The following is a 13,745-nucleotide window of genomic DNA, read 5'->3' on the forward strand; positions in this document are numbered from 1 at the left end:
CGCAGCGAAGCAACCCAGTGATGCGCCACTTCCAGGGGATGGCGCGGTGCCCTGGGTTGCTTCGCTGCGCTCGCAATGACGGCGCCTGCCGAACGGTCCGCGAGGGGCAGCCACGTTTTTTCGATAGCACCGCATGCGACCTAACGATCCTGGCGGCCGTCGGGAAAGACGCACGGACTAATATCGCGGAGCCGCCCGCACCGTCTTCGGAATGAAGCGCAAACCTGTTCATTGCGACCGTGCAGCCGCCGCCCGACGCAGGTCCGATTTGACCTCGACGCATCGGCTGGGCCAGTCAGGTTCGGAACCGAGAGATCGCCATGTTCCGTTCCCTGATGAGTGCCCGGCGCTTCGCGCCTCTGTTCTGGTGCCAGTTCTTCTCGGCGTTCAACGACAACTTCCTGAAGAACGCGCTGGGATTCCTGATCCTGTTCGGGATCGGCGGGCAGGCCTATGCGCATGCGGGCGTGCTCGTCACCCTGGCGAGCGCGGTGTTCATCGGGCCGTTCTTCATCCTGTCGGGCCTGGGCGGGCAATGGGCCGACCGCTACGACAAGGCGCTGATGGCCCGGCGGCTCAAATTCGCCGAGATCTTCGCCGCCGGCACCGCGGTGCTGGGCTTCCTGCTGCATTCGGTGCCGGTGCTGTTCGTGGCGCTCGGCCTGTTCGGGACGATCGCGGCGCTGTTCGGCCCGATCAAGTACGGGATCCTGCCGGATCACCTGCGCCGCGAGGAGCTGCCCGCCGGCAACGCGCTGGTCGAGGCCGCGACCTTCCTGGCGATCCTGCTCGGCACGATCGCGGCCGGCGCGGCCTCGGCGATGGGCGGCTCCGGCCTGGTCTTCGGCGCCCTGGTGATGGGCTTCGCGGTTCTGTGCTGGCTGTCGGCCCGGATGATCCCGCCGACCGGGGAGGGGGCGCCGGACCTCCATGTCGACCGCAACGTGGCGCGCTCGACCGTCTCGCTGCTGCGCGACCTCTGGGCCGACACGCGCCTGTGGCGCGGCTCGCTGACGGTGAGCTGGTTCTGGCTGGTCGGCGTGGTGGTGCTGTCGCTCCTGCCGGTTCTGGTGCGCGACGCCTTCAACGGCACCGAGACGGTGATCACCGTGCTGCTGGCTCTGTTCTCCATCGGCATCGCCGTGGGGTCGGGGCTGGCCTCGTGGCTCGCCAGCGGCCGGATCGTGCTGCTGCCGACGCCCGTCGGGGCGGTGCTGATGGGCCTGTTCGGCCTCGACCTCGCCTGGACGATCGGGTCCATGCCGCCGCCGCCCGCGGAGGCGATCGGTCCGCTGGACTTCCTGCGCAGCGGCGACGGGCTGCGCACCGCCATCGGCTTCCTCGGGCTGGCCGTGTCGGGCGGGCTCTACATCGTGCCCTCCTTCGCGGCCGTGCAGGCCTGGACCGAGAAGGCGATGCGCGCCCGCATCATCGGGGCGGTCAACGTCGTCACCGCGGCCTTCATGGTCGCCGGCACCCTGGCGCTCGCGGGCCTGCAGGCCATGGACCTGTCGATCGCCAGCCTGCTCGCATTGGTGGCGGTGCTGAACCTGGTCGTCGGCGTCCTCGTATTCGCGACCCTGCCGACCAGCCCGTTCCGGGACGCGCTGTCGATCCTGTTCCGGGCCTTCTACCGGCTGGAGGTGCGCGGCCTCGACAACGTCGCGGCGGCCGGACCGAACTGCATCCTGGCGCTGAACCACGTCTCGTTCCTCGACGCGCCGCTGGCCCTGTCGCTGCTCGATCAGGAGCCGGTCTTCGCGGTCGACAGCGGCATCGCGCAGCGCTGGTGGGTCCGGCCGTTCCTGCGGGTCACCAAGGCGATGCCGCTCGACCCGACCCGGCCGCTCGCCACGCGGACTCTGATCAACGCAGTCAAGAGCGGCGAAACGCTGATCATCTTTCCCGAAGGCCGTCTCACGGTCACCGGCAGCCTGATGAAGGTCTATGACGGCGCCGGGCTGATCGCCGACAAGTCGGGGGCCATGGTGGTGCCCGTGAAGATCGACGGGCTGGAGCGCACGGCGTTCTCGCGCCTGTCCCGCTCGCAGGTGCGCCGCCGCTGGTGGCCGAAGGTGACCGTGACGGTGCTGCCGCCGGTCCGCCTCACCGTGGACCCGGCGCTGCGCGGCAAGGCCCGCCGGCAGGCCGCCGGGGCGGCGCTCTACGGCATCATGTCGGACCTGCTGTTCCGCACCGCCGACACGAACCGCGGCCTGATGGCGGCGCTGATCGATGCCGGGGAGCGCCACGGCTGGCGCCGCACCGCGGTCGAGGACCCGGTCACCGGCCGCCTGACCTACAGCCGGCTCGTGACCGGTGCGAACGTGCTCGGCCGCAAGCTGATGCCCCTCGCCCCCGAGGGCGGGCGGATCGGCGTGATGCTGCCCAACGCCAACGGCGCGGCCGTGACCCTGTTCGCCCTGGCTTCCGCGGGCCGGGTGCCCGCGATGATCAACTTCTCCGCCGGGGCGGCCAACGTCCTCTCCGCCTGCCGGGCGGCACAGGTCGACAAGATCCTGACTTCCCGGGCCTTCATCGAGAAGGGACGGCTCGGAACCCTCGTCGAGGCGATCAAGGGGACCGTCGAGCTGGTCTATTTGGAAGACCTGCGCGCGACCGTCACGACGCCGGACAAGATCCGGGCGCTGCTCGCGGGCCGGAAGCCCCTGGTGAAGCGCCTGGGCGAGGACCCGGCCGCAATCCTGTTCACCTCGGGCAGCGAGGGCACGCCCAAGGGCGTGGTGCTGGCCAACCGCTGCATGCTCGCCAACGTGGCCCAGGTCGCCGCCCGGATCGATTTCGGCCCGACCGACAAGGTCTTCAACGTCCTGCCGGTGTTCCACGCCTTCGGGCTGACCGCCGGGCTGGTCCTGCCGCTGGTCTCGGGCGTGCCGGTCTATCTCTACCCGTCGCCGCTGCACTACCGGATCGTCCCGGAGCTGATCTACGGCTCGAACAGCACGGTCCTGTTCGGCACCGACACGTTCCTGTCCGGCTACGCCCGGGCCGCGCATTCCTACGATCTGCGCTCGCTCCGCTACGTCGTGGCCGGCGCCGAGGCGGTTAAGGAATCCACCCGCAAGACCTGGGGCGAGAAGTTCGGGCTGCGGATCCTCGAGGGCTACGGCGTCACCGAGTGCGGGCCCGTGGTCGCGCTGAACACGCCGATGTTCAACCGCTTCGGCACGGTCGGGCGGATCCTGCCCGGGATCGAGACCCGCCTGGAGCCGGTGCCCGGGATCGACGAGGGCGGCCGCCTCGCGTTGCGGGGGCCCAACATCATGCTGGGCTACCTGCGGGCGGAGAAGCCCGGCGTGCTGGAGCCGCCGCCGGATGGCTGGCACGACACCGGCGACATCGTCGCGATCGACGCCATGGGCTTCGTGACGATCAAGGGCCGGGCCAAGCGCTTCGCCAAGATCGCCGGCGAGATGGTGTCGCTCGCCAGCATCGAGGCCCTCGCCGCCGAACTCTGGCCGAACCAGCCGAGCGCGGTCGCCGCCGTGCCGGATCCGCGCAAGGGCGAGCGGCTGGTGCTGTTCACGCAGGAGAAGGGTGCGACCCGCGCGGCCTTCCAGAGCTTCGCCAAGGGACGCGGCGCCTCCGACGTGGCGATCCCCGCCGAGGTGGTGGTGCTCGACGCGATCCCGATGCTCGGCACCGGCAAGGTCGACCAGGTCTCCGTCGTCAAGCTGGCCCAGGAACGGGCCAAGGAGATTGCCGCCGCCTGACCGCCTGTCCCACCCGGCCGGCCCGCATCACCCAAACGGGGGATGCGGGCGCAGGCCCAATGCCCTCGTATCACGAATACAGTCATGATTCGATCATCCCTCAGTGATCGAGGTTCGTGGACTGGATTTCGCGATTCAAACGCGTGTCGACGAGGGGTTGAACATGCACAAGGGCAGGCGATTTCCGATCTGGCTGACCCGGCGGGCCTATTTCAAGCGGATCGCGCGCTGGACGAAGCCCGGCAAGGCCCACAAGGCCGCGCCGCAGATCCTCGAGACCGAGCCCGCCGCTCCCGCGTCCAACATCGTGCCGTTCCCGATCCGGGTGGGACAGGCGGTACGTCCGGCCTTCCCGGATTTGCGCGGCGTCAGCCTCGGCTGAGCCGTCCGTCCGGGACTTGCCCGCGCCGCCGGATCGGTGAATCTGTGCGTGCTGGCGGACTCAGGATCAGGAGGATGCGTGCCGGACCACGGGCCTGATCCGAGCTCCGCCGCATCGCCCCGGCGCAGCCTGCGCCGTGCCGCGAGGGTGAGCCTGGCGATCGCGGCGCTCGTGCTGGGGCTCCTGGCGGCCGGCGCCGGGATGGTCTGGCGCTACGCCGCGGCGCTGCCGCCCCTCGACCTCGCGGCGGCCTCGGCGCGCTCCACCGTGGTGCTCGACCGGTCCGACACGCTGCTGCGCCCCTTCGCCACCGCGGACGGCCGCTGGCGGCTGCCGGTCACGGCCGCGACCGTCGATCCGCGCTACCGGGCGATGCTGCTCGCCTACGAGGACCGGCGCTTCGAATCCCATCCGGGGGTCGACCCGGCGGCGATTCTGCGGGCCGCAGCGCAATGGCTGGGGCACGGGCGGATCCTGTCGGGGGGCTCGACCCTGTCGATGCAGGTCGCCCGCCTGGTCGAGCCGCGCCACGGGCGCTCGCTGGAGGCCAAGCTCCGGCAGATGGTGCGGGCGGTCGCGCTGGAGCGGCAGCTCGGCAAGGCGGCCCTGCTCGACCTCTACCTGGCGCTCGCCCCCTATGGCGGCCCGCTCGAAGGCGTGCGGGCGGCGAGCCTCGCCTATTTCGGCCGGGAGCCGGTGCGGCTGACGACGGCGCAGGCCGCCCTGCTGGTCGCCCTGCCGCAATCCCCCGAGACCCGCCGGCCCGACCGGTTCCCGGACCGCGCCCGAGCCGCCCGCGACCGGGTGCTCGACCTCGCTGCGAGTCGGGGCCTCCTCAGCCCCGCCGAGGCCGCCGCCGCCAAGGCGGAGCCGGTGCCGACCGCGCGACAGCCGTTCCCGATGCTGGCAGCCCACGCCGCCGAGGCGGCGGTGGCGGCCGAGCCCGGGACGCCGGTGATCCGCCTCGCCATCGACGGGCGGCTGCAGGCGCGGCTGGAGACGCTCGCGGCCGAGCGCGCCGCCGCGGCCGGGCCGGCCCTCTCCGCGGCGATCGTGGTGCTCGACAACCGCGACGGCCGCGTCCTCGCCCAGGTCGGCAGCGCCGGCTACCTGGACCCGAGCCGGCGCGGGGCGATCGACATGACCCTGGCCGTGCGCTCGCCGGGCTCGGCCCTGAAGCCCTTCGTCTACGCGCTGGCCTTCGAGAACGGCCTCGCCCATCCCGAGACGCTGCTGGAGGACCGCCCGGCCCGGTTCTCGGCGAACTACGCACCGGAGAATTTCGACCTGACCTTCCAGGGGACGGTCACGGCCCGGCGTGCCCTGCAGCTCTCGCTCAACGTGCCCGCGGTGGCGCTGATGGAGGCGGTCGGGCCGGCGCGCTTCATCGCCCGGCTGCGCGCGGCCGGCGCCGGAATCCAGCTCCCGCGCGAGGCGGCGCCGGGCCTGCCGGTGGCGCTCGGCGGCCTGGGCATCACGCTCACCGACCTCGCGCGGCTCTATGCGGGACTGGCCCGCGGCGGGTCGGTGCCGGACATCCTGCGCCGGGCCGGAGACGCCGCCGGGACCGGCCCGGAGCACCGGGTGACCGAGCCGGTGGCGGCCTGGTACGTCGCCGACATCCTGCGCGGGACGCCGCCGCCGGAGAACGCGCTGACGAACCGCATCGCCTACAAGACCGGCACCTCCTTCGGCTACCGCGACGCCTGGGCCGCCGGCTTCGACCGGCACGTCACCTTGGTGGCCTGGATCGGCCGGCCCGACGGCGCGGCGGTGCCGGGCCTCGTCGGCCGGGTGGCCGCCGCCCCGATCCTGTTCGACGCCTTCGCGCGGCTCGGGATCGAGCCCGAGCCGATCCCGCAGCCCCGCAACGTGCTGAGCGTCGCCGAGGCCGGCGGCCTGCCGCCGCCGCTGCGGCGCCTGCATCGCGACGGGGCGGAGACGCAGGGCCCTGCGCTCAAGATCGCCTATCCCCCGGACGGCGCAAGGATCGATCTGGGCCTCGCGGGCGAGCGCGGGGACGAGCGCGACACGGCGGGCCAAGGTCTCGCCCTGAAGGCGCTCGGCGGGGTTCCGCCGCTGACCTGGCTGGTCGACGGCCAGCCCGTGGCACAGACGCCCCGGCGCCGGGCCGAGTGGGTTCCGGGCGGGGCCGGATTCGCGCGAATCTCGGTTCTCGATGCAACGGGCGCGAGTGACAGCGTCTCCATCCGGATCGAGTGAGCGGCCGGCCCAGAGATTGAGCCGACGAAAATGCCTGGGGTGCGTCACTCTGCACCCGACAATACGTTCGTGGACGCAGATCTTCCTCGCCGGATTCATCGCTCATCAACGAATACCGGTCTAGTGCTCGCCGGTGAGGTCGGTGATGGCTTGGAAGGTCGGCGCCGGGATCGCGGTGCTCCTCGGATTGGTCGGCGTGGCGGCGGGGCTCGGCAGCGATGCCGATCCGCGCCGGGCCGGCTGGCGCGAGGCCTATCGTCCGCCCGCCGAGATCCCGTTCCCCAGCGAGAATCCGTACTCGGCCGCCAAGGCCGAGCTGGGCCGACGGCTGTTCTTCGACCCGATCCTGTCCGGCGATGGCACCCGGACCTGCGCCACCTGCCACCTGCCGGACCTCGGCTGGGGTGACGGGCGCGCCCGCGCCGCGACGCGCATGCAGGGCGACATGGACCTGCGCACGCCGACGCTGATCAACGTCGCCTGGCAGGACGGCCCGATGGGCTGGGACGGGAAGTTCCCGACCCTCGAATCCGTCGCCGCGATGCCGATGACCTCGCCGTCCAACATGAACCTGCCGATGGCCGACGCACTGGCCCGGCTCAGCGCCGATGCGCGCTACGCCTCCGCCTTCGCCAGCGCCTTCGACGATCCGGCGATCACCCGTGAGCGGCTGGAAGCGGCGCTGGCGACCTTCGAGCGCCTGATCGTCGCCGGCACGACCCCGTTCGACCGCTGGATCGCCGGCGATGAGGCGGCCATTGGCGCATCGGCCAAGCGCGGGTTCGACCTGTTCAACGGCCGGGCCGACTGCGCGAGCTGCCATTCCGGCTGGTCGTTCACCGACAATTCGTTCCACGATATCGGCGTCGGCACCGGGGCCGACATCGGCCGCGGCCGGTTCAAGCCGACATCGGTCGCCCTGCGCTACGCCTTCAAGACCCCGACGCTCCGGGAGATCGGCCGCCGGGCGCCCTACATGCACGACGGCTCGGCCCCGACCCTGGAGGCGGTGATCGATCTCTACAACCGCGGCGGCATCGACCGCCCGAGCCGGTCCCGGGCGATCAAGCCGCTCCATCTCAGCGCGACGGAGCGGGCCGACCTGCTGGCGTTCCTGGGAACCCTCGCGACGGAGCGGAGCCGCGACCTGACCACGGCCTCGTTCACCGCCGCGGTCCCGGCGCCGTAACGGCCGGCACGGTCGACCCGGACGGGCATTGCGCGCAGGGATGATCCAGGGACACCCCAATCCGCGAATGCCACGCACCATTGGGCTGCTTGGCTGCGCGCAAGGCCGGGTGGCCTGCCCAAGCCGGGCGGGTATCCCGATCGCGCCTTCATGCTGAGGTGGGAGCGAAGCGAGCCCTCCGGCTGGCCACGCGATCCCCGGGAGGCTCCTTCGCCGTCCGGCGGTCTTCGATCGCAGGGCACCTCAGGATAAGGGCGCGGATGGGAAAGCCGCGTCAACGTGGTTCCCGAGCCGCTCACACAACGCCCGCTGCATCGGCCGGACGGGCAGCCGAACGGGCGTTGTGCGAAGGGCCTCACTCTATCCCAACCGCACTCGTCAGCGGGCGAGCCCTGGCTGGGGCGCTCCGGTCACGCGCCGCTCGCAGGCTTCGAGCGCGGCGGCGAACCGGGCCTCGCCGACCGTGTATTGGTGGGACAGGCTCGCCAGGCTGAGAAGGATCCAGACGCTGCCGAGGACGCTCGCCACCACCACGCCGAGCAGCACGTAGATCGTCCGGGTGTTGCGCCGAACCTCGATGGACAGGTCGTGGACGAGTTCCCGGTTGCCTTGAGAGAGGGCGTCTCTCGCGGCAACCAGCTCGTTGTGCATCTCGCTGATGACGTGGGTGGCGTTGTACAGCAGCAGAAGGTGGACGACGAAATCGTCGTCCGTGGTGGTGTTGAGAGCGGCCGCGACGCGCACGGCGAGCTGCCGCTCCCAGGGCAGGAGTTCCCGGCCGTGAACCGTCCGGTAGAACCGCTCGAGGTTGTTCACGGACGGAAGGCCTCGCGCCAGGCCGTGTGGAAGTTGCGCCGCAGGCGCCGTCCCTCGACGCGCAGGCGCATCGGCGCGGTGGTCGCCAGTTCCAGCCAGGTCATGTGCTGGATCCGCAGGGCCTCGATCAGGCGCTCGCCGATCCGCTCGATCTCGATGGTGCGGAAGTTCGGCTGCGCCTTCAGCTGACGGAACACGTCGGAGGCTTCCAGATAATCGAAGTTGGTCGCCTGGGCGGTGTTCTTGGCCAGGATAGCCCGGTCGCATTCGAGCAGCAGCGGCCGGAGCTCCCGCAGCACGTCCAGGGCGGTGGGATCGACGGCGCCGGCGGCCACGACCACGCAGAGGCGGATCTTATCCTCGCGGCAGCTCTCGACGATGATCTCGGTGCTGCGCCGGGTCGTCTCGGTGTCGCCCGCCGGGAAATCGACCACGACGAAGCGCTCGGCGGCATCGGACACGCGCTCGATCAGGTCCTGCACCAGGGTCGGGTCGACGCGGCCGGTGGAATCCTCCGCGCGCAGGCGCTGCCGGAAGCAGGAGACGCCCGGGCGGCGCGGCACGAAGTTCTGGCTGCCCGGCTCGGTCTCGCGCATCAGCGCCGTGTGGAAGTGCCGGTTGGCCGGATCGGTGTCGACCGCCAGGACGGGGCCGACCTCGGCGCAGAGATCGGCGATCTGCAGGGCGATGGTCGTCTTGCCGACGCCGCCCTTGCCGCCGAGGCACAGGATCAGGACCTTCGAATTCCCCGACCCGAGGAGATCCTGCTGGATGTCCTGGAGCTCGGACGGGGTGTACCAGGCCGGAACCTTGAGCTGCGTGGCGTCGGTCATGGAAGTCTCCTTGCGGTGAATGGCGCAGGGCTGCGTCCGCGCGGGCGTGGCTGCGGCGCGCGGAGACGGTCCTGCGGGGGTGTCAGGGTTCGTGTCGTCGATCCGGGCCCGGCCCGGTGGCGGATGGGCCGGATATCGGCGCCGACCGCGGGCCGGCGCCGCCCGTGCGCGTCAGGAGGAAGGACGCTCTCAAGCAGCCGGTCCCCGGTCGGGCGCTGAAGCGGAGGCCGCGTGCCGCGGCCGCCTGAGGCCCAACCGGGGCATCGAGCCGAGCAGGTCGAGACCGGGAATATTCGCCCACTTCACGCCTTGCACTCCATTGCCGGTCCGGTGCCGCGGCGGGGCCGCGCCCGATCGTCGTCCGGGCGGCGTCGCGCAGGACAGAGAGTTCGCCCAGCTCTCGGCGCAAGGCAAGCCTATAAGTTCCGATGTTGACAGCTTATCCGCTGTTATGATCCCAAAACCGAAGAATCATTCCAGCACAATTTTCGCAATTTTTCAAACTAATGCTTCAAAAAAATCATCATATCTACAAGTACATGGCCGTTATGAACCAAATTCAATCGCCGTATCTACGCCGAAGACAAACAGAAATCGCCTCAATTCACACCGCAGTGCAGCAACAGCCGATCCGGAACGGGGAAGGACGCCGCCGCGACAGCGCCAACGTCCAAAGACATCACGCCTGGGATGCTGCTGAGCGGAGTGGGGATCGGCGGGCGGCTGTCCGGACCCGGATCCGGGTCCCTGCCGCGATGCAACCGGCCATCGCCTAGGTTGCACGTGCAATTCACAGCGTTAACCTTCCACTCATATTCGTTAACAAACTATTGGCGAAGAGCTGATGAAGCTATCTAAATAGCCCGGTAACCACGGTGTCGGCAGGCACCGGCGAGGCTCCGATGTCAGCATTCAAGAATAAGCGCACCTCCACCGGATACGCCCTCGCCACCGCGGGAGCGGCGAGCCTCGCGGCCACGAGCGAGGCGCAGGCCCATGTGAAGTGGTTTTGTGCCTACGATGTCGCCGGGCAGCCGCAGGGCCTCGAACAGGTGCTCTGCGCGAATTTCGAGGGGCTGACCGTGCTCGCCCTGGTCTGCCTGATGTTCGGGTGCCTGGCCGAGGGAACGCCGCTCGGCGGCGCGCTGCTCAACGCCCTCGATCGCGTGACCGCCCGGATCCGCACCGACACCGAGCTGCTGGTGCGGGCCACCCTGGGCTTCTTCTTCGTCTCGCTCTGGGAACTCGGCGGCATCATCCTGACCCCCGAGCTGAAGACTGATGTCGCCTGGATCCCGTGGTTCCAGCTGGCGCTCGCCGGCTGCCTGATCTGGCGCCGCACCATGCCGCTCACGGGCCTGGGGATCGTGTTCCTGTTCAGCTTCGCCACGGCGCAGTACGGCGTCTTCCACCTCGCCGACTACCCGATCTTCCTCGGCGTGGCCGTCTACCTGATCTGCCGCGGCCTCGATCTGGCGCCCTTCGGCCTCCGTCCGCTCGACATCGTCCGCTGGACCGCCGCGATCACGCTGATGTGGGCGTCGATCGAGAAGTGGGCCTACCCGCAATGGACCGATCCGCTGCTCGCCGCCAAGCCGCAGATGACGCTGGGCGCGACCCCCGAGCTGTTCATGCAGGCCGCCGGCGTCATCGAGTTCACCCTGGCCTTCGCGCTGATCTGGACCCCGCTGGTCCGGCGTTGCGCGGCGATCATCCTGGCCGCGATCTTCATCTCGGCGGTGTTCGAGTTCGGCAAGGTCGACGCGATCGGCCATTCCGGGATCATCGTCGTGCTGATCGGCATCGCCGCCGACGATGTCCGCATGGCGGTCCGCGCCCGGCACGTGGTGCTGGCCCCGGCCTGGTACGGGGCCGCCCTGGCGCTGTTCCTCTTCCTCTACTACGCCGGCCACGCGGCCCTGTTCGGCGGCATTCAGGCGCTGCCGGTGATCTGACGGGCGCTCAGCGCGCCGCGACCAGCGGCGCGAACACGTCGGTCAGCCCGGTGATCAGGATCTGGGTGCCGACGCAGAGCAGCAGGAAGGCGAACAGGCGCCCGGTCACCCGGGCCCGGGCCGGGCCGATCAGCGCCACGACCCGGTCGGCCGAGGCGTAGATCAGCGCCACCGCGAGGGCCACGACCAGGGCCGCCAGGGTGACGCCGATATAGAAGCCGAACCGGTCAGCGTAGGCGGCCGGCCGGTTCGACCCCAGGGTGATCGCCACCGCGATGGTGCCGGGCCCGGTGGTGAACGGCAGGGTCAGGGGGAAGAACGCGATCTCGGCGAGCGGCGCCGGCGCCGGATCCCCGCCGGTCTCGATCAGCGTCGTCGCGCCGCGATCCTTCGAGCCCGACGCCTCCGCCTGCTTGCGCGCCTCGCGCGCCTCGGGCCGGTTGAGCTGGTTCCAGGCCGAGGACATCACCACCAGCCCCCCGGCGATCCGCAGGGCCGCCAGGGTCACGCCGAAGAAGTTGAGGATCGGCGTTCCGGCCCAGAGGGCGCCGAGCATCACCAGGGCGGCATAGACCCCGATCTTGCGCGACAGCAGCACCCGCTCGGCATGGCTGTAGGCGCTGGTCACCTGGGCGAAGATGAAGGCCCCGCCGATCGGGTTCACGATCGCGATCAGGCCCGAGAGGGCGAGCAGGAACTGCTGGATTGTGAAATCGATGCTCATCAGGGCCGCCGCCTAGACCAAGCGGCCCGGAACGGCCAGCCTCTTGGGCCGGATCAGCCCGGGGAGGGCGCCGGCACCAGCACCCGGGCCGGCGACAGGCGGCGGGCGCGGCGGACCTGCTGGACCGCCACCGGGCGGTAGAGCTGCTTGGTCGCGTCGACCACGTGCAGGCCGGCAAAGGGCAGCGCCAGCCCGGAGCCGAGCCGCTCCCAGGCCGGCCCCGTGCGCAGCATCAGCCGCGAGCGCACCGGCGGCATGTACAGGGTCTCGGCCCAGCCCTCGGGCGAGAACAGCGTGTCGCGCATCAGCCGGCCGAGCTGCGACCGGCTGTAGGGCTGGCCGTGGCCGAAGGGCGTCGCCTCGCGCCGGGCCCAGACCCCGCGCCGGTTCGGCACGACCAGGATCATGCGGCCACCCGGCGTCAGCGTGCGCCAGACCTCCTGCAGCAGCTCCGTCGGGCTCTCGACCGATTCCAGCGCGTGGACCAGCACGACCCGGTCGATGGCGGCCTCGGGCAGCGGCATCATGGTCGGGTCGGCCAGCGCCGTGCAGGAGCGGCCGGAGCCCGGCCAGTTCACCACCCCTTGCGTCGCCGGCATGAAGGCCAGGGTCCGCTCGGCGATGCAGTGGATCGGCCCGAGATACGGCGTCGCGTAGCCGATCCCAAGGACGCGCAGACCCGAGACCGAACCCAGGAACCCGTGGAGGGCGCGGGCGACGACGCGGTGCGTCTCGGCCCCCAGGGGGCTGGCGTAGAAGGCCCGCAGGCCGTTGACGTCGAGACGCATGGAGGAACGGGAGAATGAGGCCGGGACGACGATCCTAACTCAATGGTGGGCCGCGCCGCCCGCGGCAAGCATCTCGGGATGTTCCGGCGGTGGAACCGGGCTTGATCGCCGCCGGTTCACGGCAGCAGATTTCGCGCGTCGCCGCGCCTTGCGAATCTTCGCGCCTCCTGACGAGGGACTCCGATGGCTGCCGAGACCGAGATCCGAACCTTCCTGTGCCGCAGCGACAATATCGGGGTCCTGATTCGCGATCCCGTCAGCGGCGCCTGCGCGGCGATCGACGTGCCGGAGGCCGGGCCGGTCCTGAAGGCGCTGGACGAGACCGGCTGGCGCCTCACCGACATCCTGGTTACCCACCGGCACGGCGATCATGTCGAGGGCATCCCGGCGGTGAAGCGCGCCACCGGGGCCCGGGTGGTGGCGCCGGCCAAGGCCGGCAACGCGGTCCCGGACGTGGATGTGACGGTCGGCGAGGGCGACACCGTGCAGGTCGGCGGGCTCGCGGCCCAGGTCTGGGAGACCCCCGGCCACTGCGCCGACCACGTCACCTACTGGTTCGAGGAGGCCGGCCTGGTCTGTTCGGGGGACACGCTGTTCACCCTCGGCTGCGGCCGGGTGATGGAGAGCCCGCCCGAGACCCTGTGGCGGTCCCTGCGGCGGTTCGAACACCTGCCCGACGCCACGCGGGTGTTCAGCGGCCACGATTACGTCCTGTCCAATGCCCGCTTCGCCCTGGCGGCGGAACCGGACAACCGCGACCTGTTGGCGCGCAAGGCCGAGGCCGAGCGGGCCAAGGCCGAAGGTCGTTTTCTGATTCCCTCGACAATGGGCGATGAGCGCGCGACCAATCCGTTCCTGCGTGCGAGCCTACCGACTCTGGCTAAGTCAGTGGATCTTGCGCCCGGCACAGATCCGGAAGCGGTGTTTGTTGCGCTGCGTGCGTGGAAGGACCGCTTCTAGGACCGGTGATAACCAAGAAAATTTTGTTGCGTTCTCAAGCCGAACTGACACATACCCTGTGCAAGCGGTCCAATCCGCTCGGTCAACGGGCTCCCGGGGGGAAGCCGTAACGTCAACGCGAAGCGCCGGGACGCTTCCGCC

At 70.5% G+C, this 13,745-nt stretch carries 10 protein-coding genes; 6 read left to right on the plus strand and 4 right to left on the minus strand.

Annotated elements, in window-relative coordinates; translation table 11 throughout:
• Positions 1-320 precede the first annotated feature (320 nt).
• The 4 genes from BMZ47_RS21980 (at position 321) to BMZ47_RS21995 (ending at position 7,528) form a co-directional block, all read left to right on the plus strand.
• Positions 321-3,734 carry an acyl-[ACP]--phospholipid O-acyltransferase gene (locus BMZ47_RS21980; protein WP_091864206.1) on the plus strand — a complete coding sequence of 1,138 codons (3,414 nt, stop codon included), beginning with the start codon at positions 321-323 and terminating at the stop codon, positions 3,732-3,734.
• 163 nt (positions 3,735-3,897) lie between these two features.
• Positions 3,898-4,116: a hypothetical protein gene (locus BMZ47_RS21985; RefSeq protein WP_091864244.1), complete on the plus strand. Its 219-nt coding sequence runs from the start codon at positions 3,898-3,900 to the stop codon at positions 4,114-4,116.
• Between the two features lie 78 nt (positions 4,117-4,194).
• A complete protein-coding gene (gene pbpC / locus BMZ47_RS21990; RefSeq protein WP_091864207.1) occupies positions 4,195-6,339 on the plus strand; it encodes a penicillin-binding protein 1C in 2,145 nt (714 codons plus the stop codon).
• Between the two features lie 145 nt (positions 6,340-6,484).
• The gene (locus BMZ47_RS21995; RefSeq protein WP_091864208.1) at positions 6,485-7,528 is read left to right on the plus strand and encodes a cytochrome-c peroxidase; all 1,044 of its coding nucleotides are present in this window, start codon (positions 6,485-6,487) and stop codon (positions 7,526-7,528) included.
• 378 nt (positions 7,529-7,906) lie between these two features.
• On the opposite strand, the gene BMZ47_RS22000 is transcribed toward BMZ47_RS21995, so the two are convergent.
• Together BMZ47_RS22000 and BMZ47_RS22005 are read right to left on the minus strand one after the other, a co-directional pair.
• Positions 7,907-8,344 carry a hypothetical protein gene (locus tag BMZ47_RS22000; protein ID WP_091864209.1) on the minus strand — a complete coding sequence of 146 codons (438 nt, stop codon included), beginning with the start codon at positions 8,342-8,344 and terminating at the stop codon, positions 7,907-7,909.
• On the minus strand, positions 8,341-9,177 hold the full coding sequence (locus BMZ47_RS22005; protein ID WP_007560082.1) for a nucleotide-binding protein: 837 nt from the start codon (positions 9,175-9,177) through the stop codon (positions 8,341-8,343). The genes BMZ47_RS22000 and BMZ47_RS22005 overlap by 4 nt, the downstream gene beginning before the upstream one ends.
• Positions 9,178-10,079: 902 nt before the next feature.
• Between BMZ47_RS22005 and BMZ47_RS22010 the strand changes: the two genes are divergently transcribed.
• A complete protein-coding gene (locus BMZ47_RS22010) occupies positions 10,080-11,132 on the plus strand; it encodes a hypothetical protein (protein WP_208601085.1) in 1,053 nt (350 codons plus the stop codon).
• A 7-nt stretch (positions 11,133-11,139) separates the two neighbouring features.
• On the opposite strand, the gene BMZ47_RS22015 is transcribed toward BMZ47_RS22010, so the two are convergent.
• Together BMZ47_RS22015 and BMZ47_RS22020 are read right to left on the minus strand one after the other, a co-directional pair.
• Positions 11,140-11,856 (minus strand): MarC family protein, encoded by a 717-nt coding sequence (locus tag BMZ47_RS22015; RefSeq protein ID WP_007560087.1) that lies wholly within the window; start codon positions 11,854-11,856, stop codon positions 11,140-11,142.
• Positions 11,857-11,909: 53 nt separating this feature from the next.
• Positions 11,910-12,644, minus strand: a complete 735-nt coding sequence (locus tag BMZ47_RS22020; protein WP_007560090.1) for a methyltransferase domain-containing protein — start codon at positions 12,642-12,644, stop codon at positions 11,910-11,912.
• 183 nt (positions 12,645-12,827) lie between these two features.
• On the opposite strand from BMZ47_RS22020, the gene gloB reads away from it, so the two are divergent.
• Positions 12,828-13,604 carry a hydroxyacylglutathione hydrolase gene (gloB, locus tag BMZ47_RS22025; RefSeq protein WP_091864210.1) on the plus strand — a complete coding sequence of 259 codons (777 nt, stop codon included), beginning with the start codon at positions 12,828-12,830 and terminating at the stop codon, positions 13,602-13,604.
• Positions 13,605-13,745 lie beyond the last annotated feature (141 nt).

This window comes from Methylobacterium brachiatum (genome assembly GCF_900113845.1).
GTDB lineage: Bacteria > Pseudomonadota > Alphaproteobacteria > Rhizobiales > Beijerinckiaceae > Methylobacterium > Methylobacterium brachiatum.

Excerpts from the sequence above, each read along its gene's own strand:
- BMZ47_RS21980 (WP_091864206.1), top strand. The coding sequence starts at position 321 with ATGTTCCGTTCCCTGATGAGTGCCCGGCGCTTCGCGCCTCTGTTCTGG.
- BMZ47_RS22010 (WP_208601085.1), top strand. The coding sequence starts at position 10,080 with ATGTCAGCATTCAAGAATAAGCGCACCTCCACCGGATACGCCCTCGCC.
- BMZ47_RS21985 (WP_091864244.1), top strand. The coding sequence starts at position 3,898 with ATGCACAAGGGCAGGCGATTTCCGATCTGGCTGACCCGGCGGGCCTAT.
- BMZ47_RS22005 (WP_007560082.1), bottom strand. The coding sequence starts at position 9,177 with ATGACCGACGCCACGCAGCTCAAGGTTCCGGCCTGGTACACCCCGTCC.
- BMZ47_RS21995 (WP_091864208.1), top strand. The coding sequence starts at position 6,485 with ATGGCTTGGAAGGTCGGCGCCGGGATCGCGGTGCTCCTCGGATTGGTC.
- BMZ47_RS22020 (WP_007560090.1), bottom strand. The coding sequence starts at position 12,644 with ATGCGTCTCGACGTCAACGGCCTGCGGGCCTTCTACGCCAGCCCCCTG.
- BMZ47_RS22015 (WP_007560087.1), bottom strand. The coding sequence starts at position 11,856 with ATGAGCATCGATTTCACAATCCAGCAGTTCCTGCTCGCCCTCTCGGGC.
- gloB (WP_091864210.1), top strand. The coding sequence starts at position 12,828 with ATGGCTGCCGAGACCGAGATCCGAACCTTCCTGTGCCGCAGCGACAAT.